At 68.9% G+C, this 21,294-nt stretch carries 20 protein-coding genes; 6 read left to right on the top strand and 14 right to left on the bottom strand.

What is annotated here, in order from left to right; translation table 11 throughout:
- Positions 1-111: 111 nt before the first annotated feature.
- The 4 genes from TEF_18140 to TEF_18155 are packed head-to-tail and all read right to left on the bottom strand — an operon-like array spanning position 112 to position 4,922.
- Entirely contained in the window at positions 112-1,440 is a 1,329-nt protein-coding gene (locus tag TEF_18140) for an ABC transporter substrate-binding protein (protein ANK82495.1), read from the bottom strand.
- On the bottom strand, positions 1,437-2,204 hold the full coding sequence (locus tag TEF_18145) for a hypothetical protein (protein ANK83592.1): 768 nt from the start codon (positions 2,202-2,204) through the stop codon (positions 1,437-1,439). Before TEF_18145 ends, TEF_18140 begins: the two co-directional genes overlap by 4 nt.
- Before the next feature lie 35 nt (positions 2,205-2,239).
- Positions 2,240-3,658 carry a pyruvate kinase gene (locus TEF_18150; GenBank protein ID ANK82496.1) on the bottom strand — a complete coding sequence of 473 codons (1,419 nt, stop codon included), beginning with the start codon at positions 3,656-3,658 and terminating at the stop codon, positions 2,240-2,242.
- Positions 3,648-4,922, bottom strand: coding sequence for a hypothetical protein (locus TEF_18155; protein ID ANK82497.1), 1,275 nt, complete (start codon positions 4,920-4,922; stop codon positions 3,648-3,650). Before TEF_18155 ends, TEF_18150 begins: the two co-directional genes overlap by 11 nt.
- A gap of 163 nt (positions 4,923-5,085) precedes the next feature.
- Between TEF_18155 and TEF_18160 the strand changes: the two genes are divergently transcribed.
- Positions 5,086-6,867 carry a hypothetical protein gene (locus TEF_18160; protein ANK82498.1) on the top strand — a complete coding sequence of 594 codons (1,782 nt, stop codon included), beginning with the start codon at positions 5,086-5,088 and terminating at the stop codon, positions 6,865-6,867.
- A 7-nt stretch (positions 6,868-6,874) separates the two neighbouring features.
- Here TEF_18160 and TEF_18165 read toward each other — a convergent pair whose 3' ends face one another.
- From TEF_18165 to TEF_18190, 6 genes are all read right to left on the bottom strand, one after another.
- Positions 6,875-7,246, bottom strand: a complete 372-nt coding sequence (locus TEF_18165) for a phosphoribosyl-AMP cyclohydrolase (GenBank protein ANK82499.1) — start codon at positions 7,244-7,246, stop codon at positions 6,875-6,877.
- A gap of 29 nt (positions 7,247-7,275) precedes the next feature.
- Positions 7,276-8,238 (bottom strand): peptide ABC transporter ATP-binding protein, encoded by a 963-nt coding sequence (locus tag TEF_18170; GenBank protein ID ANK82500.1) that lies wholly within the window; start codon positions 8,236-8,238, stop codon positions 7,276-7,278.
- Positions 8,235-9,230 (bottom strand): dipeptide/oligopeptide/nickel ABC transporter ATP-binding protein, encoded by a 996-nt coding sequence (locus TEF_18175; GenBank protein ID ANK82501.1) that lies wholly within the window; start codon positions 9,228-9,230, stop codon positions 8,235-8,237. The genes TEF_18170 and TEF_18175 overlap by 4 nt, the downstream gene beginning before the upstream one ends.
- Positions 9,227-10,126, bottom strand: a complete 900-nt coding sequence (locus tag TEF_18180) for a hypothetical protein (protein ID ANK82502.1) — start codon at positions 10,124-10,126, stop codon at positions 9,227-9,229. The genes TEF_18175 and TEF_18180 overlap by 4 nt, the downstream gene beginning before the upstream one ends.
- On the bottom strand, positions 10,119-11,072 hold the full coding sequence (locus TEF_18185) for a peptide ABC transporter (GenBank protein ANK82503.1): 954 nt from the start codon (positions 11,070-11,072) through the stop codon (positions 10,119-10,121). The genes TEF_18180 and TEF_18185 overlap by 8 nt, the downstream gene beginning before the upstream one ends.
- Positions 11,073-11,228: 156 nt before the next feature.
- Positions 11,229-12,434, bottom strand: coding sequence for a 3-oxoadipyl-CoA thiolase (locus TEF_18190; GenBank protein ANK82504.1), 1,206 nt, complete (start codon positions 12,432-12,434; stop codon positions 11,229-11,231).
- A gap of 228 nt (positions 12,435-12,662) precedes the next feature.
- Between TEF_18190 and TEF_18195 the strand changes: the two genes are divergently transcribed.
- The 4 genes from TEF_18195 to TEF_18210 are packed head-to-tail and all read left to right on the top strand — an operon-like array spanning position 12,663 to position 15,791.
- Positions 12,663-13,391, top strand: a complete 729-nt coding sequence (locus TEF_18195) for a hypothetical protein (GenBank protein ID ANK82505.1) — start codon at positions 12,663-12,665, stop codon at positions 13,389-13,391.
- An 18-nt stretch (positions 13,392-13,409) separates the two neighbouring features.
- On the top strand, positions 13,410-13,772 hold the full coding sequence (locus TEF_18200) for a hypothetical protein (GenBank protein ANK82506.1): 363 nt from the start codon (positions 13,410-13,412) through the stop codon (positions 13,770-13,772).
- A 4-nt stretch (positions 13,773-13,776) separates the two neighbouring features.
- Complete coding sequence (locus TEF_18205) at positions 13,777-14,451, top strand: DNA-binding response regulator (protein ANK82507.1); 675 nt, start codon at positions 13,777-13,779, stop codon at positions 14,449-14,451.
- A 35-nt stretch (positions 14,452-14,486) separates the two neighbouring features.
- Positions 14,487-15,791 (top strand): hypothetical protein, encoded by a 1,305-nt coding sequence (locus TEF_18210; protein ID ANK82508.1) that lies wholly within the window; start codon positions 14,487-14,489, stop codon positions 15,789-15,791.
- On the opposite strand, the gene pntB is transcribed toward TEF_18210, so the two are convergent.
- The 3 genes from pntB to TEF_18225 all read right to left on the bottom strand — a co-directional run bounded on the left by pntB (position 15,792) and on the right by TEF_18225 (position 19,316).
- Entirely contained in the window at positions 15,792-17,177 is a 1,386-nt protein-coding gene (gene pntB / locus TEF_18215; protein ID ANK82509.1) for an NAD(P) transhydrogenase subunit beta, read from the bottom strand.
- A 6-nt stretch (positions 17,178-17,183) separates the two neighbouring features.
- The gene (locus TEF_18220; protein ID ANK82510.1) at positions 17,184-18,746 is read right to left on the bottom strand and encodes an NAD(P) transhydrogenase subunit alpha; all 1,563 of its coding nucleotides are present in this window, start codon (positions 18,744-18,746) and stop codon (positions 17,184-17,186) included.
- 123 nt (positions 18,747-18,869) lie between these two features.
- A complete protein-coding gene (locus TEF_18225) occupies positions 18,870-19,316 on the bottom strand; it encodes a hypothetical protein (GenBank protein ANK82511.1) in 447 nt (148 codons plus the stop codon).
- A 352-nt stretch (positions 19,317-19,668) separates the two neighbouring features.
- Here TEF_18225 and TEF_18230 point away from each other — a divergent pair, with 352 nt between their 5' ends.
- Positions 19,669-20,484, top strand: a complete 816-nt coding sequence (locus tag TEF_18230; protein ANK82512.1) for a 3-methyl-2-oxobutanoate hydroxymethyltransferase — start codon at positions 19,669-19,671, stop codon at positions 20,482-20,484.
- Positions 20,485-20,487: 3 nt separating this feature from the next.
- On the opposite strand, the gene TEF_18235 is transcribed toward TEF_18230, so the two are convergent.
- The gene (locus TEF_18235) at positions 20,488-21,291 is read right to left on the bottom strand and encodes a hypothetical protein (GenBank protein ID ANK82513.1); all 804 of its coding nucleotides are present in this window, start codon (positions 21,289-21,291) and stop codon (positions 20,488-20,490) included.
- Positions 21,292-21,294: the final 3 nt, after the last annotated feature.

Below are 21,294 nucleotides of genomic sequence, written 5' to 3' on the forward strand. Positions count from 1 at the left end.
TCGGGATCGCAAATGACACGGCGTCCTGGGGCTCGACCCCAGGACCCAGTCTTTGTGTTCGCTGGACCCTTGGATCAAGTCCAAGGGCGCCGGGAAAGAATTGCGGGACGCTCACCCGAACACCTCCACGCGGGTCGGCACGTCGGACCGCGGCAGGAAGGCGTCGTGGGTGACGACCGACGGCGTGACCCGCCCGCGGAAGCCGCCGCCGCCCGCCGGGCCGCAGCAGAGCAGCGATTCAACCTCCCAGAGCAGCGTCTCCGCCCGTTCCCGTTCGCGGAAGCGGCCGGCGACCCGGAGACGCACATCGGTCCCCTCGGGCGCGACGCCGTGGTCGTGGTGCCGGTGCAGTGACTGCACCCCGATCAGGTCGAGGCGCAGATCCTCGGTAAAGCCGTGCACCCGGCGCAGGCGTTCTTCCGTGACCTCGCCGGCCAGCCGGGCCCGGCCGGCGGCGCCGCGGCCGGCATAGGAGACCTCGCCCTCGGCCAGGAAACCGCCGTCGAAAGCGACGGTGACCTTCAGCGTCTCCGGCCGGGCCGCGCCGCCCGCGCCGGAGAGCGCCACGACGTCGCCGCCCCGGTCATCGAGCTGCACGCCCGAGAAGTCGGCGGTGACGTCCGGCGTCAGATAGCGCGCCGGGTCGTGCACCTCGTAGAGCAGCTGTTCCTTGACCGTCGCCGCCGTGACCATGCCGCCCGTGTCCGCCAGCTTGGTCAGTTCGAACGTGCCGTCGGCGGCGACCTCGGCCAGCGGATAGCCGACCCGGGCGAGACCGGGCACTTCCTTGTGGCCCGGATCGGCGAAATAGCCGCCCGTGACCTGGGTGCCGCATTCCAGCAGGTGCCCGACCAGGGTGCCCGCGCCCAGCAGCGGCCAGTCGTCCGCCGCCCAGCCGAAGCGGTGGCGCAGCACCGAGAGGAACAGCGCCGGGTCGGCGATGCGTCCGCCGATCACCAGCGAGACGCCGGCTTGCAGCGCCGGCAGCAGGGCGTCGGTACCGAGATAGGCGTTGGCGCCGAGCAGTTCCCGGCCGACATCGGCCACGGTCAGCCGGCCGCCGTCGAGCGGCGTCTCCGGCCCGATCAGCGCGGTGACGTCATCGCCCAGCACCGCGGCGGCGCGGCCGCCGTCCACGCCCAGCGCCATGGCGACCTCGGCGGCGCGGCGCGGATTGGCGACGCCCATATTGGTGACGATGGTGCAACCGCCGGCGATGCAGAGCGGCCAGACGGCCTTCAGCCGCGCCTCCAGCTGCGGGTTGAAACCCTTCGCCGGGTCCAGCTTGCGGTCGCGATGGCCGAAGGCCAGCGTCCGCTCGCCCACGCATTCGAACACCAGCGCGTCGAGCCGGCCGTCACGGGCGAGATCGACGGCGCCGTCCAGCCGGTCGGCGGAGAACCCCGCCCCACAGCCGATCCGGACGGCGCCCCCGTTCACTTCGCGAAGTCGTCGCGCGCGGCCCGCGCCGCCGAAAGCCCCCCGGCGAGCCAGCTCTGGTCGGCATCGGCATAGCTTGCGGTCTTGTTCAGCGCGTTGGCGGTGTTGTTGACCGCCTCCTTGACCATGCGCACGGCGACCGCCGGCATGGAGGCGGCGCGCTCAGCCATCTCGATCGCCTTGTCCTTCGCCTTGCCGTCCTCGGCGACCTCGTCGACCAGGCCCCAGTCGAGCGCCTGATCCGACTGCATCCGCTCGCAGAGGATGATGATGCGCTTGGCCCGGGCCGGCCCCACCAGGCGCGTCAGCCGCGGCTGGGCGTTCCACTGCAGGTTCAGGCCGATCTTGATCTCGGGCACGTAGAAGTAGCAGGACTTGCCCATCACCCGCCAATCCATCGCCAACGGCAGGGCGAGACCAGCGCCGACGGCGAGGCCTTCCATCGCCGCGACCGTGATCTGCGGCATGGTCTCCCAAGCGTCGCACATCTTGCCGCCGAGGAAGAAGCGGTCGCGGATCTGGACGTCCGTCATCCCCTCGGTCTGCCACATTTCCGTGTCCGTCAGGTCGGCGCCCGACGAGAAGTACTTCTCGTTGCCGGCGAGCACGACCGCCTGGGTCTCCTGATCGTTGTGGAAGCTTTTCGCCACCTCGGTCATTTCCCGGATCAGCGGCGGGTTGAAGGCGTTGAGCTTCTCGCCGCGGTCCATGGTGACGACCGCGACCGGTCCCCGTTTCTTGATCTCGCAGAATTTCCAGCCCATCATTTCCTCCCCAGGTGAATGGCTACGCGCCCTGTCTAACCTTCCACCCAGGCGATGCGAAGGATATTCGTCGCGCCCGGCGTCCCGAAGGGCACGCCCGCCGTGATCACCAGGCGCTGGCCGGATTCGGCCAGTTTCTCCCGCTTCGCGATGCGGCAGGCGCGGTCGACCATGTCGGCGAAGTCGCGCGCGTCCTCCGTCAGCACCGGCCTGACGCCCCAGGCCAGCGCCAGCCGCCGCGAGGTCTCCAGCCTGGGCGTCAGGCAGAGAATCGGCTTGGCCGGGCGTTCCCGGGCGGCGCGGAACGAAGTCGAGCCGGACGTGGTGTAGGTGACGATGGCCGCGGCGTTGACGGTTTCCGCGACCTGGCGGGCGGCGGCGGTGATGGCGTCCGCGGCGGTCGCCTCCGGCACCGCGCGGTCGGCCTCCATCATGGTGCGGTAGTGGGCGTCGTTCTCGGTCGCCTGGATGACGTCGTTCATCGTCGTGACAGCCTCGACGGGGAACTCGCCCACCGCCGTCTCGGCCGACAGCATCACCGCGTCGGCGCCGTCATAGACGGCCGTTGCGACGTCGGAAACCTCGGCCCGGGTCGGAAACGGGCTGCTGACCATGGATTCGAGCATCTGTGTCGCCACCACCACGGTCTTGCCCGCCGCCCGGGCCTGCCGCACCAGAGACTTCTGGAGCACCGGCACCCGCTCCACCGGCGTTTCCACGCCCAGGTCGCCGCGCGCGATCATGACGCCGTCGGAGAGGTCAAGGATTTCCTGGAAGTGCTCGACGGCCGATGGCTTCTCGATCTTGGCCATGACCAGGGCCTGCCCGCCGGCCAGCTTGCGCGCCTCGGCCACATCCTCGGGACGTTGCACGAAGCTCAGCGCCAGCCAGTCGACGCCCAGCGAGATCGCGAACTCCAGGTCCCTGCGGTCCTTGTCGGACAGCGCCGCCAGGGGCAGCACGACGTCAGGCACGTTGACGCCCTTGTGGTTGGAGAGCTTCGAGCCCTGCAGCACCTCGGTTTCGGCCGACTTGCCGTCGCAGTCCAGCACCTTCAGCCGCACCCGGCCGTCGTCCAGCAGCAGATGCGATCCCTTTTCAAGCACCTTGAAGATTTCCGGATGGGGAAGCTGCACCCGCTTCTCGTCGCCCATGGCGTCGTCCAGGTCGAGACGCAGCTTGCGGCCGCGCTTCAGTTCGATTCCGCCATGCTCGAACTCGCCGATCCTGAGCTTGGGCCCCTGCAGGTCGGCCAGAATGCCGATGGGGTGGCCCCGCGCCTCCTCCAGCGCGCGCACGACGCGGTGCCGCCGCCGGTGATCGGCATGGCTGCCATGGCTGAAATTGAAGCGGAAGACGTCGACGCCGGCGTCGAACAGGCTGGCGATGCGCGCCGCCGTCGAAGTGCCGGGCCCCAGCGTGGCAAGGATCTTGGTCTGGCGGTTACGGTGCATGGAACTTTCCCGCTCTTGAACGAATGATGATCGCACGGAAGTCGTTGACGTTGGTGAATGTCGGGCCGGTTGCGACAAGATCGCCCAGCCGTTCGAAGGCCCGGTGCGTGTCGTTTTCCGCCAGCGCCCGGCCGAGATCGATCCCGGCTTCGCGCGCCCGGAACCAGGTCGACGGATCGACGATCGCACCGGCGGCTTCGCCGGCCCCGTCCACGCCGTCGGTATCGGCCGCGAGCGCGCTGATCCCGCCGGCGCCGCCCAGCGCCAGGGCCAGCGCCATGGCGTATTCGCGGTTCGGGCCGCCGAGCCCCTCGGCGTTCCGCACCGTGACCGTCAGTTCGCCGCCCGAGAGGATGAGACTGTCGCCCGGTTCGTGCTGAAGTCTGCGCGCCATGTCGGCGTGGCCGGGGGCGCGGTCGCGGGCTTCCCCTTCCAGCGCGTCGCCTAGATCGATCACCCGCAGCCCCTCGGCCTCGGCCAGCGCCTTCGCGGCATCCAGCGCATCGCGGGGCCGCGCGATCAGGCGGTAGTCGCTTTCGGGAAGGGCGATATCTTGCCTTTCGGCTTCCTTCGCCAGATGGCGGCTGACTTCGGCCGGCGGCGCGATCCCGTATCTTGCCAGCACGGCGAGGGCATCGGCGGGTGAGGTCGGGTCGGGTACGGTGGGTCCCGACGCGATCACCGCCGGATCGTCGCCGACCACGTCCGAGATCGCCAGGGTGACGACCTTCGCCGGTGCGGCGGCGCGGGCCAGACCGCCGCCCTTGATGGCCGAAAGCCGGCGGCGGACGGTGTTGATCGCCCCGATCGGCGCGCCGCAGCGGAGCAGGTCCCGCGTGACCTGCTGCTTGGCCGCCAGGCTCACGCCTTCCGCCGGACAGGTCAGCAGGGCGGAGCCCCCGCCGGAAAGCAGGCAGATGACCTGATCCTCGGGGCCCAGGCCGCTGACCAGATCGAGTATCTCGCGCGCGGCCGCCAGGCCCCGCTCGTCCGGGACCGGATGCGCGGCTTCGACGACCCGGATATGGCGGGTCGGGCGGGCGTAGCCGTCGCGGGTGACGACCAGACCCTCCACGTCGCCGCGCCAGGCGGCCTCGAAGGCCTCCGCCATGGCGCCGGCGGCCTTGCCCGCGCCTACGACCACGTTCCGTCCGCTCCCCGGCGATGGCAGGTGACCGCCAAGGCAGTTCGCCGGCCGCGCGCGATCGACCGCGGCCTCGAACAGTCTCAGCAGACAGGCCCTGTCCACTTCCCTGGCACTCATGCGAACTTCCCACCGTGCTCTGCACCCGTTGCGCGCAGCACCATAGGAACTCGCACTGGCCTCCGCCACGGGGAAGGAAGACGATATTGGCTGCAGGCGGTGACTTAGCGCATGCGAAATTGCTGCTAGGATCGGATGCAGCATGGGAGGGCCGGGATCTCGAATGGCCGGATTGAGCACATTCTGGGTGGCGCACGATCGAGGCGAGTCGCCCGAGGCGGTGCAGATCCGCGTCCAGCAGATGGCGGTCATCGTCCGCCGCGCACCGCTGATGTTCCTGGCGGTCGCCTTCAACGCCATCCTGACCGCCGCCATCGGCGCCGACGCGCAGGATCGGGAGATCGCCATCGCCTGGGCGGGAACGCTGTCGGTACTCTCCGGGATCGGTTACCTGCAATGGCGTACTCGGCGGCGTTCGCAGACGCCGGACTATGTCAGCGACCGCGGGCCGCGCCGCCTGGCCAGGATCGCGGCGGTGCAGGGCCTGCTGTGGGGCGGCGGCGCCGCCATCCTTATCCCGGAAGCGCCAGTCCCCGAACAGGTCATCATCGGCCTCATCGTCGCCGGCATGGGCGCGGGCGGGGCCACGGTGCTGTCGGTGGTGCCGCTGGCGGCCATCGGCTTCACGGTGGGCTGCGTGCTGCCGGTGGCGATCCGGTTTGCGCTGATCGGCGACGCCATCTACCTGATGCTGACGGCGATGAACCTGCTGTTCATTCCGGTCCTGCTGGTGATGGCGCGCAGCGTCTATATCTCCTTCGTCGATTCGATCCGCGCACGGGTCGCCAATGACGAGCTGCTGGCGGAACTGTCCGAGGCCCGCATGAGCCTGCTCGACGCCATCGCGCACAGTTCCGAGGGCTTCGCCCAGTTCGACGAGGACGACCGCATGGTCGTCGCCAACGACCGCTTCGCCGACTTCCTGGGCATCGATCATGAGCGCATGAAGCCGGGGACGGCCTTCGTCGACATGCTACGCCACGCCGCCCTGCCCCGGCGGGTGGAGGAAGGCGAGGTCAGCCGCACGTCCTGGATCGAGGAGACAATGGCCGCGCGCAGCGGTCCGGGCTCGGCGCAGGTGGAAGAGATGGCCGACGGCCGCTGGGTCGGCGTCTACCACAACCGCACCAGCCGCGGCGGCATGGTATCCACCGTGGTCGACCTGACGGCGATGAAGCAGAACGAGACGGAACTGGTCCGCGCCAAGGTGGAGGCGGAAGCGGCCGACCGCGCCAAGTCGGAATTCCTCGCGCTGATGAGCCACGAGCTCCGCACGCCGCTGAACGCCATTCTCGGGTTCGCCGAACTGTTCATGGATGAGGGCTTCGGTCCCCTGCCCGATCCGCGCTACCGCAAGCACGCCAGCGACATCCACGCCAGTGGCGCCCACCTGCTGGAGATCATCAACGAGATCCTCGACCTGTCGAAGATGCAGGCGGGCTATTTCGAGCTGCAGGAGAGCGTCGTCGACCTGAACGAGCCGATCCGCTCGGTCGTGCGGATGCTGCACGAGCGCGCCGACCGCAAGCACCTGCGACTGGTCACCGACTTCGACCCCGAGGTGCCGCCCGTCGTCGCGGACCAGCGGACGGTGAAGCAGATGGTGATCAACCTGGTCGGCAACGCCATCAAGTTCAGCCGCACGCCGTCCGACATCCGCATCAGCACCCGGTTGACCGACAGCGGCGAGGTCGCCATCGCGGTCGCCGATCGCGGCATCGGCGTCGCCGCCGCCGACATCCCCCGGATTCTCCAGCCATTCGGCCAGGTCGAATCCGTGATCAACCGTCACGAGCAGGAAGGAACCGGCCTCGGGCTCTATCTGGTCAAGCAGTTGATCGAACTGCATGGCGGACGCATCGAGTTCCGCTCGGAGCCCGGCCGGGGCTCGACGGTCACGCTGTTCCTGCCGGCCGGGCGACGGGTCGACGCGGCGGCGCAGTAGGCGTCGTTCAGGGCTGCTCCGGCGCCATGATTTCCACCGTCTCCCCGGCACGGACGGCGCGGTAGAAACAGCTCCTGCGGTCGGTGTGGCAGGCCGGACCGGTCTGATCGACCAGCAAAAGCAGCGTGTCCCCATCGCAGTCGTAGCGCAGTTCGACCAGGCGCTGCACATGGCCCGAACTCTCGCCCTTGCGCCAGAAGGCGCGGCGGGAACGCGACCAGTAGCAGACCCGGCCCGTGGCCAGCGTCTCGGCGATGGACGCGGCATTCATCCACGCCATCATCAGAACCTCGCCGCTGTCATGCTGCTGGGCGATCGTCGGCACCAGGCCGTCGTCGTTGAACGCGATCTCGTCGATGAAGCCCGGCTTTTCCGTCATCTTGCGCCTCCGTCCGGATGGGCGGAGACCTACGCGCCGGCGGCCGGCTCGGCAATGGGGAAATGGCAGGCGACGCGGTGGCGGGGCGCGATCTCGGCCAGCGGCGGCTCGACGTTCGCGCATTTCCGCTCCGCCCTGGGGCAGCGGGTGCGGAAGCGGCAGCCCGAGGGCGGGTTCATCGGCGAGGGCAGTTCGCCCGACATCAGGTTGACCGGGTCGGGCCGGACGCCGGGATCGGGCTCGGGCACCGCCGAGAGCAGGGCGCGGGTGTAGTGGTGCCTGGGATGGCGGTAGAGCGCTTCCGAATCCGCCTCCTCGACGATCTTGCCCAGATACATCACCGCCACCCGGTCGCAGATGTTCTTCACCACCGCCAGGTCGTGGCTGATGAACAGCATGGTCAGGTTGTAGCGATCCTTCATGTCGTGAAGCAGGTTGAGAATCTGCGCCTGCACCGAGACGTCCAGCGCCGAAACCGGCTCGTCGCAGATCAGCACTTCCGGATCGAGCACCAACGCCCGGGCGATGGAGATGCGCTGACACTGACCCCCGGAAAACTCGTGCGGGCGGCGATCCAGGGAGATTTCCGGCTCCAGGCCGACCGCCTCCAGCGCCTGGACGACCCTTTCGCGGCGCGAGTTCAGGTCGCCCCAGCCGATCACTTCCAGCGGCGCGGCGACGATCTCGAGCACCGTGCGGCGCGGATTGAGGGAGGAGACCGGATCCTGGAAGATCATCTGCAGCTTCGGGCGGACTGCGCGCAGCGCCTCCCCGCGGGCCCTGGTCAGTTCCATGCCCTGAAGCCGGACCGAACCCGAGGTGGGCCGCGGCAATTGCATTACCGCCCGCGCCGTCGACGACTTGCCGCAGCCCGATTCGCCGACCAGCCCCAGCGTCTCTCCCGAACGCAGCGTGAAATTCACCCCGGAGACGGCCTGCACCGGCCCGAACTCGACCACCAGGTCCTCGACCTCCAGCATGGTCTCCGTCATGCTGGGGCCTCCTGCTTCAGGGGCTTGAAACAGGCGAACATGTGGCTCGGATCGTTGGAGACCCGCTCCAGCCGGGGTTCCGACTGGCGGCAGGCGTCATCGGCATAGGGACAGCGTGGCGCGAAGCGGCAGCCGGGCGGCGGCGCGATGAGATTGGGCGGCCGGCCGCCGACGGTCTCGAGGCGCTTGTGGGGCGGATCCTCCAGCCGGGGAATCGACCGCAGCAAGGCTTCGGTGTAGGGCATGCGCATGTTGGCGAACAGTTCCGATGTCGCCGCCCGCTCCACCACCCGGCCGGCATACATCACCGCGACGTCGTCGGTCCGTCCGGCGACCACGCCCAGATCGTGGGTGATCAGGATCATCGCCATGTTCCGCTCGCGGGACTGCCGCGCCAGCAGGTCGAGGATCTCCGCCTGCACGGTGACGTCGAGAGCGGTCGTCGGCTCGTCGGCGATCAGCAGCTTGGGCTGGCAGGCCAGCGCCATGGCGATGGCGACGCGCTGGCGCATGCCGCCCGAGAGCTGGTGCGGATAGGCGCGCACACGCTCTTCGGGCTGGGGGATGCCCACCGCCTGGAGAAGCTCGACCGCCAGGCTGCGCGCCGCCGACTTCGACATGCCGAGATGCCGGATCGGCCCTTCGGAGATCTGCCGGCCGACGGTCATCACCGGGTTCAGCGACGACATCGGGTCCTGGAAGATCATGGCGACCTCCGGCCCCCTGATCCGCCGCAATTCCCGTTCCCGCATCTCCAGCAGGTTGCGGCCGTCCAGCACGATGCGGCTGCCGCGTCCGATCCGCGCGTTCGACGGCCACAGTCCCATGATCGTCCGCGACAGTACCGACTTGCCGCAGCCCGATTCGCCGACAATGCCGACGGTGCGGCCGTGGCCGAGTTCCAGGTCGACGCCGTCGACGGCCCTGAGCCGGCCCATCGGGGTCTCGAAGTGGACGCTGACATTCTCCAGCGACAGCAGCGGCGCGCTCAAAGCCGGCTCTCCCGCGTGTCGCCCAGATTGCGGAGCTGGTCCCCGATCAGATTGAAGGACAGAACCGTCAGGCACATCACGCCGGCCGGAATGAAGGTGATGTGCGGCGCCTCCTGCAGGTAGTCGCGCCCCGATTCGATCAGGTTGCCCCAGGACACGGCCGGCGCCTGGACGCTGAGACCGAGGAAGCTCAGCACGCCTTCCACCACGATCAGCACTGCCGTCACGAGCAGGCCGTAGACCAGCATCGGCACCATGACGTTGGGCAGCAGCTCGCGCACCAGGATGCGCAGGTCGCTGGCCCCGCTGGCCCGGGCCGCCAGCACGAACTCGCGCTGGGCGAAGGAGAGCGTCGTTGCGCGGGCGACACGGGTGAAGGCCGGCACCGACAGAAAGCCCAGCGATATGATGACGTTGGGGATCGTCGCCCCGGCGTAGAAGATCACGGCGGTCAGCAGCACCAGCGCCGGAAAGGCAAGGATAACGTCGATGCCGGCGACGACCGCGGCCTCGATCCAGCCCCGGTAGTAACCGGCGGTCATGCCCAGCGTGCCGCCGATCAGCAGGCCGATCAGCGGCGCCAGCAGGCCGATCATCAGCGATGTCTGGCTGCCCTTCAGCAGGCGCGAGAGAATGTCCCGGCCGAGATTGTCCGCGCCCAGCCAGTAGGTGTATTCGACGAACTCGTCGGAACCCTGCAGCGCCTGTTCGCCCACGGCGCCGGGCGGCACGGCAGGCGAGAGAAAATCCATGCTGTCATGCTGCGCCACGGGCAGCAGATCCGCGGTCAGGGCGCCGAGACACATCAGGCCCAGCCAGACCACCGAAAGCCAGAAGGCGAGGCCAAGGCGCCGGCGCCGCGGCCGCAGGGCGACTTCCTCGACGGCCTCAGCCATGGCCGCGCTCCACCCTGACGCGCGGATCGATGGCGGCGTAGAGCATGTCCACGGTGAAGTTGATCACCGTGTAGAACACCGCGATGAACAGCACGCAGCCCTGCACCATCATGAAGTCGCGCGCGAAGATGTTCTCCACCAGCAGCCGCCCCAGCCCCGGCAGCGCGAACAGCGTCTCGATGACCAGCGCGCCGCTCATCACGTTGGCGACCTGCAGGCCGAGGATCGTCAGCAGGGTGAAGGAGGCCGGCCGGAGCGCATGGCGGAACAGCACGCTCGCCGGCGGCAGGCCCTTGGAGCGCGCCATGGCGATGTAGTCCTCGCGCAGCACGCCGATCATGTCGGAGCGCAGCACCCGCATCAGCACCACCCATTCGGCGGACGCGATGGCCAGCGCCGGCAGGATCATGGAACGCAGGTTCGCCCACAGGCCGTCGGAGATGCGCTGATAATCGGTCGCCGGCAGCAGGTCGAGCTGCAGGGCGAAGACATAGATCAGGATCAGGCCGAAGACGAAATTGGGGACCGAGACGAAGACGAAGCCGATCGTGGTGATCGCCTTGTCCCGTGCGGTGTTTGCCCTGTAGGCCGAGTAGAGACCGAGCGGGATGGCCAGCAGGACGGCGATGATCTGCGACAGGATCATCAGTTCCAGCGTCACCGGCAGGCGGGCGAAGATCGCTTCCAGCACCGGTTCGCCCGTGCGGATGCTCGCGCCGAAATCGCCGGTCAGGCAATTGCCGATCCATTCCAGATAGCGGATCGGCAGCGGATCGTTGAGACCCAGTTCCTCGCGGATCTGGTTGATTTCTTCCAGGGTCGCGTCCTCGCCGGCGATGGCGTAGGCCACGTCGCCGGGCAGCAGGCTGATCATCAGGAATGTCAGGACGGAAACCGCGAACACCACGCCGACCAAGCGCAGCAGCTTGCGCGCGACGAAGTTCACGTACCCGCCCCGTTGGTTCGGCGCGCGGCCGGACCAGCCCTGGACATCATCGTTACCTCCCTGAGGCGGTTCTTTTGTTCGACCGCGCCTCGTTGGAAGGATTTTGAGCCGAAAGGCTCGCCCGGCGCAACCCGCGTGGGCGCGGGGGCAATCAGGTCACACGCGCTCCAGCACCACGGCGATGCCCTGGCCCACGCCGATGCACATGGTGCAGAGCGCGTAACGGCCGCCGGTGCGGTGAAGCTGGTTCACCGCAGTCAGCACCAGCCGCGAACCGGAGGCGCCGAGCGGATGGCCAAGCGCGATGGCGCCGCCATGGGGATTCACGTGATCGGCGTCGTCGGGCAGGCCGAGCTGGCGCGTCACCGCCAGCGCCTGCGCGGCGAAAGCTTCGTTCAGCTCGATCACGTCCATGTCGGCGATGGTGAGGCCGACCTTCTCCAGCACCTTCTGCGAAGCCGGGGCCGGACCGATGCCCATGATCCGCGGCGCGACGCCGGCCGTCGCCATGCCCAGGATCCGCGCCCGGGGCGTCAGCCCGTGCTTCGCCGCCGCGGCCTCGCTGGCCACGAACATGGCGCAGGCGCCGTCATTGACGCCGGAGGCATTGCCGGCGGTGACGGTGCCGCCCTCGCGGAACGGCGTCGGCAGTTTCGCCAGGCTCTCGACCGTGGTTTCGCCGCGGATGTGCTCGTCATGCGCGACGACGATGGCGTCGCCCTTGCGCTGCGGGATGTTGACCGCCGCGATCTCCTCGGCGAAGACGCCGTCCTTCTGCGCCTTCGCGGCGCGCTGCTGGCTGCGGGCGGCGAAGGCGTCCTGATCCTCGCGCTTGACCTGGAACTCCTCGGCGACGTTCTCGGCCGTCTCCGGCATGGAATCGATGCCGAACTGCTTCTTCATCTTTGGATTGACGAAGCGCCAGCCGATCGTCGTGTCGTGAATGTCCGCAGACCGCGAGAAGGCCGTCTCCGCCTTGCCCATGACGAAGGGCGCGCGGGTCATGCTCTCGACGCCGCCGGCGATCATGAAGTCGGCGTCGCCGGCCCTGATCGCGCGTGCCGCGGTGCCCACGGCGTCCATCGACGAGCCGCAGAGCCGGTTGACCGTGGAACCGGGCACGGACTGGGGCAGTCCGGCCAGCAGCAGCGCCATGCGGGCAACGTTGCGGTTGTCCTCGCCGGCCTGATTGGCGCAGCCGTAGATCACGTCGTCCAGCGCGTCCCAGTCGACGCCGGCATTCCGCTGCATCAGCGTCGCGATCGGATGCGCGGCCAGATCGTCCGCCCGGACCGACTTCAGCGCCCCGCCAAACCTGCCGAACGGCGTGCGCGCCGCCTCGCAAACGAAAGCCTCGGCCATGGCTGTTTCCTCCCGGTTGCCGTGCTGGAAAACGTTTCGCCGCGGAAACTAGAGCGGCTGCGGCGAATATGGAACCCGCCTTGCGCCAGCGGGCACGGCGGCCATGCAGCCAGCCGTCGGTCGAGTTCCGAGCGCCGTCTGAACCGAGAATGAACCGCCGGTTGGAAGGCGGTTCAGGCGCGATGGCCATTCTCCTTCCCGACAGGGCGAGAAGAAGGAGAATTCGCCATGAAACCGCTGAAGTCCCTCGCGATCCTTCTGGGTATCGGCCTCGCCGGCGGCGCGGCCGCCGCACCCTTGCAGCCGCCTCCCGCGCTGGCCCTGGGGCCGGCCCTGACCGAGGCGGCGGAGGTCGACTTCGAGATCCGCCTCGGTATTCCGGGGCTGGAGCGCCACGACGACCGCACCGACCGCCGCCTGATCACGCCACGGCGGGCTGTCCGCATCGCCAACGCCCGCGTCCCGATGCGCGTCCGCTCCGTCGACCGCACCGGTCGCGCCTTCGTCGTTCACGGCATGAGCCGCCGGGGTCCGGTTTCCGTGTCGGTGCACCGCTTTACCGGCAAGATCATCGACGTCGACTTCGGCCACGACCGGCGGGCGCGCCGCCATCGCGGCATCTCCGCCAAGCGGGCGGCGGACATCGCCACCGCCCGTCTGCCCATGCGGGTCAACGCCATCGCGCCGCGCGGCCGCGTCTACGAGGTCCGGGGCTTCAGCCGCGCGCACGGCCCCGTCACGATCGAGGTCGACCGCTTCACGGGCCGCATCGAGGATGTCGACTACGCCCGCGGACGTCATGGCCCCCGCTTCGGCCACCGGGACCGTGACGCCGACCACCTTGAAAGGCGCCGGGGCGGACTGGATATTATCGTCCGGAACAACGACGATGATGGCGACGACCGGCGGCGAGGCGGCGAACGCCGCCGCGAGAACCTGCGCGACGTCGGACCCTGACGAAGAGAGAGGCGTACATTGCACCGCAGTCTCACATTCGCGCTCGCCCTGCTCGCCGCCCTCGCGGCGGGCGGGACCGGGTTCGCGAAGCCTGACGACGGCCGACATTCGCCCGCACGGGGGTTCGCGGAGCGCTACGCCGAGCCCGAACGGCGCGGCGGCGGCAACCCCTGGGAGCGGCGCGCCGAGAACGGCCGACGGAAGGCGGACGAACTGCCGCTGTCGCAGATACTCCGGCGCATCCAGCAGAGCGAGGGCGGGCAGGCCGAGCAGATCCAGTACGCGGACGGCCGCTATGTCATCATGTGGCGCTATCCGGACGGACGGCTGCAACGGCTGATCGCCGACGCCCGGACCGGACGTGTGAGCCAGGGAAGGTAGGACCATGCGGATACTTGTCGTCGAGGACGAGGCCGCCCTCAGGGAGGGGCTGAAGGCGACCCTGCAGCGCGTCGCCTATGCCGTCGACACTGCCGAGGACGCCGACGAGGCGGATATCCGCATGGATGTCGCGCCCTACGACCTGGTGCTGCTGGACGTGAACCTGCCCGGCCTGGACGGAGTCACCCTGCTGAAGAACTGGCGCCGCAAGGGTGTCACGACTCCGGTGCTGCTGCTGACCGCTCGGGACGGCTGGCGCGAGAAGGTGGCCGGCATGGACGCCGGCGCCGACGACTATGTCACCAAGCCCTTCCACCAGGAGGAACTGCTGGCGCGCATCCGCGCCCAGATCCGCCGGGCCGCGGGCAAGGACGTCTCCGTCCTCACCTTCCGCGATCTGGAGATCGACACCACCGCACAGCGCGTCTTCGTCGGCGGTCAGGATGTCCGCCTGACCGGTCAGGAGTACAAGATCCTGAGCTACCTGGCGCACAATGCCGGACGAGTCATGTCCCAGTCGCAGATTATCGACCATGTCCAGGACGAGAACTCGGAAACGACCTCCAACGGCGCCGAGGTCCTGATCAGCCGGATCCGGCGCAAGATCGGCCGTCACTGGATCGAGACCATCCGTGGCCTAGGCTATTCCTTCCGCGCCGATCCCGGGCCGGCCGAATGACGGCAGCGGCCCGCCGGCCGTCCCTCACCCGGCGCATGATCCTGCTTTCGGTCGCCGGGGTGCTGCTGGTGACCGCGGTGTCGGCCTGGATCGGCGCACGCCTGCTGGAACGGGAACTGGACGGCCTCAGGGACCGGGAACTCGGCCGTCTAGCCGATCACATCGTCCACGATCTGCGCGAGCAGGATCTCGCCGCGATCCGCACGGGCGAGAGCGTCGGCCCGCCCCAGTTCGCCGAGATCTTCTCCGGCGCCTACTGGCAGGTGCGCCCGCTCGCCGGCGACGGTGAGCCGTTGCGATCGCGTTCCCTGTGGGACACCGCGCTGCCCCCCGCGGCGGTACCGGACGGAGCGTCAGGCTTCGGCTTCGCCGCCGGCCCGCTGGATCAGCGCCTCAGGGTCTGGATCGGCCGCGTCGAACGGCCGGAGGGCGATCTGCTGGTGCAGGTGGCGACCGACACCGCCGACTACGACCGGATCGGCCGGCTGATGACCCGCCTCGCCACCGGCGCCATGATCGCCGAAGGTGTGCTGGCGGTGCTCGCGGTCTCGGTGCTGGGCTTCATGAGCCTGCGCTCGATGCGGCGCTTCGCCGGCGAGATCAAGGCGCTGCGCAATGGGGAGCGCGAGGAACTGAGCGAGGAAGTGCCGGCCGAGATCGCCCCTGCGGCGCAGGAGGTCAATGCCCTCAAGGCGGCGCAGAACCGGCTTCTCGCCCGCGCCCGCGACCAGGCGGCGGGACTGGCCCATTCGCTGAAAACCCCGCTGGCGGTGATGATCCAGGCCGCCGAGAGCGAGGACCGGGTGCCGTCCGAACTGGTCCGGACCCAGGCCGACCAGGCGCTGCGGCAGGTCAACCTGCACCTCGCCCTGGCCCGGTCCGCGGGCGGCGCGCACCGCAACGCCGCCACCGAGCTCGGCCCGGTGCTGGACGGGATCGCGCGGGTGCTGGGTTCCCGGCTCGACGAAGCCGGCGTGGCGCTGGAGATTTCCGCTCCGGACGCCTTCCGCCTGCCGCTCGAGGAGGCCGATCTCTACGACGTGCTGGGCAACCTGCTGGACAACGCCGCGCGCCACGCCGAGCGCGCGATCCACGTCAGCGCCTTCGCCAACGGGACCGGGGACGTCGTCCAGGTAGACGACGACGGGCCCGGACTCAAGCCCGCACAGATCCGCCAGGCGCTGTCGCGCGGCCAGAGCCTGGACGGCGCGCCGGGGCTGACGGGACTGGGTCTGACCCTGGCGCAGGACATCGTGCAGAGCTATGGCGGATCGCTGGAACTGACGCCCTCGCCGCTGGGCGGCCTCCGGGTCACGATCCGGATGGGCCGCCGCGTCTGATCAGCTCTCCAGCCGGGACAGCACCGTGTCGAGGCTCTCCTTGGCGTCGCCGAACAGCATCCGCGTGTTGTCCTTGTAGAACAGTGGGTTGTCGACGCCGGCATAGCCGGTGGCCATGGAGCGTTTCAGCACCACCGTGGTCCGCGCCTTCCAGCATTCCAGCACCGGCATGCCGGCGATGGGGCTGTTGGGATCGTCCTGGGCGGCCGGGTTGACGATGTCGTTGGCGCCGATCACCAGAACGACGTCGGTCTTCGGGAAATCCTCGTTGATCTCGTCCATCTCCAGGACGATGTCGTAGGGCACCTTGGCTTCGGCCAGCAGCACGTTCATGTGGCCCGGCAGGCGTCCCGCGACCGGGTGGATGGCGAAGCGCACATTGACGTTCTTCGCCCGCAGCCGCCGGGTGATCTCGGAAACCGTGCCCTGCGCCTGCGCCACGGCCATGCCGTAGCCCGGGATGATGATGACCTCGTTGGCTTCCGTCAGCATCTCGGCAACGTTGTCGTGGCTGGTCGCCACCGCCTCGCCCTCGACGTCCGCGGACGCCCCGCCGGCCGTGCCGAAGCCGCCCAGGATGACCGAAACGAAGTGGCGGTTCATCGCCCGGCACATGATGTAGGACAGGATCGCACCGGAGGAGCCCACCAGCGCGCCGGTGACAATCAGCAGGTCGTTGCCCAGCATGAAGCCGGTCGCCGCCGCCGCCCAGCCGGAATAGCTGTTCAGCATGGAAACGACGACGGGCATGTCGGCGCCGCCGATCCCCATGATCAGGTGCGCGCCGACGATGAAGGCGATCACGGCCATGATCAGCAGCGCCCAGACGCCGCCATGATCCTCGACGCCCAGGAACATGTAGCCCAGCCAGACGCAGATCAGCACGGCGATCAGGTTCAGCGCGTGGCGGAAGGGCAGCATCAGCGGCTTGCCGGAGATCCGGCCATCCAGCTTGCCGTAGGCGATGATCGAACCGGTGAAGGTGATCGCGCCGATGAAGACGCCGACGAAGATCTCCACCTCGTGGATGGTCTTCTCGACGCCGATGAAAACGTTGTTGGGATCGATATAGCTGCCGATGCCGACCAGCACGGCGGCGAGGCCGACGAAGCTGTGCAGCATGGCGACCAGCTGCGGCATGCCGGTCATGGCGACGCGGCGGGCGACGTAGACGCCGATGATCGCGCCGATGATCATTGCCGGCGCGATCACCGCGTAGTTCGCGACCTGCGGCGCGGCGATGGTTGCGATGATGGCGATCGCCATGCCGACGATGCCGTAGATGTTGCCCCGGCGCGCGGTTTCCTGTTTCGACAGGCCCCCCAGCGCGAGGATGAACAGGATGCTCGCCGCGATATAGGCGACGGTAACGAGCCCTTGAGCCATGGGTCCCTACTCCTTCGCCTCGTCCTTGCGGAACATGCCGAGCATGCGCTGGGTCACCCAGAACCCGCCGCAGATGTTGATGGTGGCAATCAGCACCGCGACGAAGGCCAGCGCCGTCACGATCCATGACGGGCTGGAAACTTGCAGCAGGGCGCCGATGACGATGATGCCGCTGATGGCGTTGGTGACCGACATCAGCGGCGTGTGCAGCGCCGGAGTCACGTTCCAGATCACCTGATAGCCCACGAAGCAGGCAAGCACGAAGACCGTGAGATGGGCCATGAAGTCGGCCGGCGCCACAGTCCCCAGTCCGAGCAGCGCGAGGGCGCCCGCCGCCATGGCGACAAGCGATCCCGCACCCGGACGCTTCTTCTCGGGTTTGGCCGCCGGTTTCGGCAATGCCGCCGCGGCCTTCGGTTTCGCCGCGACCTCGACGGCCGGCGGCGGCCAGGTGATCTCGCCGTCCTTGATCACGGTCGCGCCGCGGATGACCACGTCGTCCATGTTGTGGTTGGGCTGCCCGTCCTTCGCAGGCGTCAGGTCGTCCAGGAAGTGCCGCAGGTTGGAGGCGTAGAGCTGGCTCGACTGCGCCGCCAGACGGCTGGGCAGATCGACCAGACCGATGATGGTGACGCCATGACGGACCACCACCTGACCCGGTTCCGTCAGTTCGCAGTTTCCGCCCTGCTCGGCGGCGAGATCGACGATGACCGAGCCCGGCTTCAGGGTTTCCACCATATCGGCAAGGATCAGTTTCGGCGCCGGCTTGCCCGGGATCAGGGCGGTGGTGATGACGATATCGACATCGGCGCACTGCTCGCGGAACAGCGCCATCTCGGCGTCGATGAACTCCTTCGACATTTCCTTGGCGTAGCCGCCCTGGCCGGAGCCTTCCTCCTCGAAGTCGAGCTCGAGGAACTCCGCGCCCATGCTTTCGATCTGCTCCCTGACTTCGGGGCGGGTGTCGAAGGCGCGGACGACCGCGCCCAGGCCGCGCGCTGCGCCGATCGCGGCGAGACCGGCGACGCCGGCGCCGATAACCATGACCTTGGCCGGCGGCACCTTGCCCGCGGCGGTGATCTGGCCGGTGAAGAAGCGGCCGAAATGGTTGGCGGCCTCAATGACGGCGCGATAGCCGGCGATGTTGGCCATCGAACTCAGGGCATCCAGCTTCTGCGCCCGGCTGATGCGCGGCACCGCGTCCATGGCGATCACGCTCGCCTTGCGGGCCGCCATCTTCTCCATCAGTTCCGGGTTCTGCGCCGGCCAGACGAAGCTCATCAGGGTCTGGCCCTCGCGCAGCATCTCGGTCTCGTGGACGCCGGACGGATGCTGCTCGGGCGCGCGCACCTTCAGGACGATGTCGGAATCGGCCCAGACGTCGCGGGCGCTCTCCAGCACCTCGACCCCGGCTTCGCGATAGGCCTCGTCGGAGAAGTCGGCATGTTCGCCTGCGCCGCTCTCGACGGCGAGGCTGTAGCCGAGCTTCGCGATCTGCCGCGCGACGGACGGCGTCAGCGCCACGCGCCGCTCACCGTCGTGCACTTCCTTCGGAACGCCGATCTTCATTGCCATACGGACGGCCTCTCCATGAAACAAACCGCGCGAATATACGGTGCCGGGTGCATATTAGAAGGGTCCGAAAGCGACGGCGGGTGCTTGATTTCGTCGCGGTGCAGCAACAATCGGCGCTCAGCCGAAGGCGCCGGCCATCCTGACACGGTAATCCCAGCTCATCATCCGCTCCGGCGCGATGCGGATTCGCACCTCCTCGGCGTCCCGGCCCAGCAGCCAGCGGCCGAAGGCGTGATCCTCGTCGCCGCCGTAGCGGCCATAGAGCTCCCGCAGCAGCGGCCCGCCATCGGGCAGGATCTCCGCCCGGCCCTGCCCGCGGACGCCGAAATAGGGCGGCGCGTCGCCGGCGATCTCGAAGCCGCAGCGGGGGTTGGATTCCAGCGCACGCACGATGGCGGCGGAGCGGGCCGAGGCGCACCAGAGCGCGCCGTCCCGCCACAGGTACCAGACCGAGACGACCATCGGCCAGGCGTTGGCGCCGGCGCCGGAAAGGCGCACCGGCACGACAGTCCGCGCCAGATGATCCTCGATCTCCGTTCTCGACCAGGGGCCTTTCAGCTTCATGGTGTAATCCTCTCCGGGTTCCGTGGCGTATCGGTCGCGATACGGGAGCAACCGATGCGGGATGTCATCACCAGTATACGGCACGGCGGCGTTTGCGGATGCCGCCGGCTGGCGGCGGCGGTCCTGATGACTGCCCTGGCGGCCTGCGCCGAGCACGAGACCTTGCCGGCCGGCGACACCAACCCCGCCTGCGAAGGCTATTCCGGCGGCTATACGGAGCGGTGCTGAGGCGCATGCGGCGATCGGGGTGACACTGCGCCCCCGCGCCGTGCTAAGGACGGGGCGCCTTTGACGTCGTGCCGGCGAAGAGCGCCGCCGGCTTCTGAACCAGAACCAGGGGAGCCCCGATCCGATGTCCGCCGCCGGTCCCGTCACCGTACCCGCGATCCGCGCCCGCAAGGGCGGGACGCCCATCGTCTCGCTGACCGCCTACGACTACCCGACCGCCCAGGCCATCGACGATCTGGTCGATTTCATCCTGGTCGGCGATTCGCTGGGCATGGTGGTGCACGGCCTCCCGACGACCCAGGGCGTGACGCTGGAGATGATGGCGATGCACGGCAAGGCCGTGATGCGTGGTGCGAAGCGCGCCCTCGTCGTCGTCGACATGCCCTTCGGCAGCTACGAGGAGAGCCCGGAAACGGCGATCCGCAACGCCATGTGGCTGATGCGGGAGAGCGGATGCAGCGCGGTCAAGCTGGAAGGCGGGACCGAGATGGAACGGACCATCCGCTTCATGACCGAGCGCGGCGTGCCTGTGCTCGCCCATGTCGGCCTGATGCCCCAGAAGGTCGCCATGATGGGCGGCTTCAAGACCCAGGGCCGCAACACGGAACTGGCCGACAAGGTCACGCGGGACGCCGAAGCGGTTACCGCGGCCGGCGCCTTCGCCACGGTCATCGAGGGCACGGTCGAGCCGCTGGCGCGCGAGATCACGGAGAAGATCGCCATCCCCACCATCGGCATCGGCGCCTCGCCGGCCTGCGACGGCCAGATCCTGGTGATCAACGATCTGCTGGGCCTGGCCAGCGACTACATGCCGAAATTCGTCAAGCGCTATGCCGAGACCTCGGCGACGATCCGCGCGGCGGTGAGCGCCTATGGCGAGGATGTCCGCGCCCGCCGTTTTCCCGGCCCCGAACACTGCTTCGGCGCGAAGAAGGGCTAGCGGTCACATCGCGTCGGCGAGTTGCGCGGCCGGTACGATCAGCGGCGGCCCGTCCGGCGTCTCGATACGCCTGAGTTCGAGGCCGAAGACCTCGCTCAGCAAGGCGCCTGTCATCGTCTCCGTCGGCGGGCCCCATCCCGCCAGCCGGCCGTCGCAGAGCACCGCGACCCGGTCAGCGTAGCGCAGCGCGAGGTTGAGGTCGTGCAGCACGGCGATGACGCCGAGCCCGCTGTCGGCCATGCGCCGGACCTGGTCCATCAGGCCGTATTGATGCCGCAGGTCGAGGTTGTTCGTCGGCTCGTCCAGCACCAGCACCTTGCCCCGCGCCGTCGCCCCGGCGAAGGGCCAGAGTTGCGCCAGGGCGCGGGCCAGGTGGCAGCGCTGTTTCTCGCCGCCGGAGAGGGTGCGGAAGTCGCGTTCGGCCAGCGCCTCCAGCCCCATTGCGCCAATGGCTGCGGCGGCGGCGGCAAGATCGTCGTCGCGGCCCGAGCGCCCCGCATGGGCGATGCGTCCCAGCAGCACGACTTCCATCACGCTGAAACCGAAGGCCAGATGCTGCTCCTGCCCGACCACGGCGCGGCGGCGGGCGAGATCCGCGGCGCCGTAGCCGCCGATCGGCCGGCCATCCAGTTCGGCCATGCCGCCCTCGGGGCTCGTGTCGCCGCTCAGACAGCGGATCAGCGTCGACTTGCCGGCGCCGTTGGGGCCGACGACGGCCAGCAGGCTGCCCCCGTTCAGGCGCAGCGAGACGCCATCCAGCAGCTTGCGGTTCTGTCGGACGACGGTGATGTCACGGGCTGCGAGCACGAC

The sequence above is a fragment of the Rhizobiales bacterium NRL2 genome (assembly GCA_001664005.1).
GTDB lineage: Bacteria > Pseudomonadota > Alphaproteobacteria > Minwuiales > Minwuiaceae > Minwuia.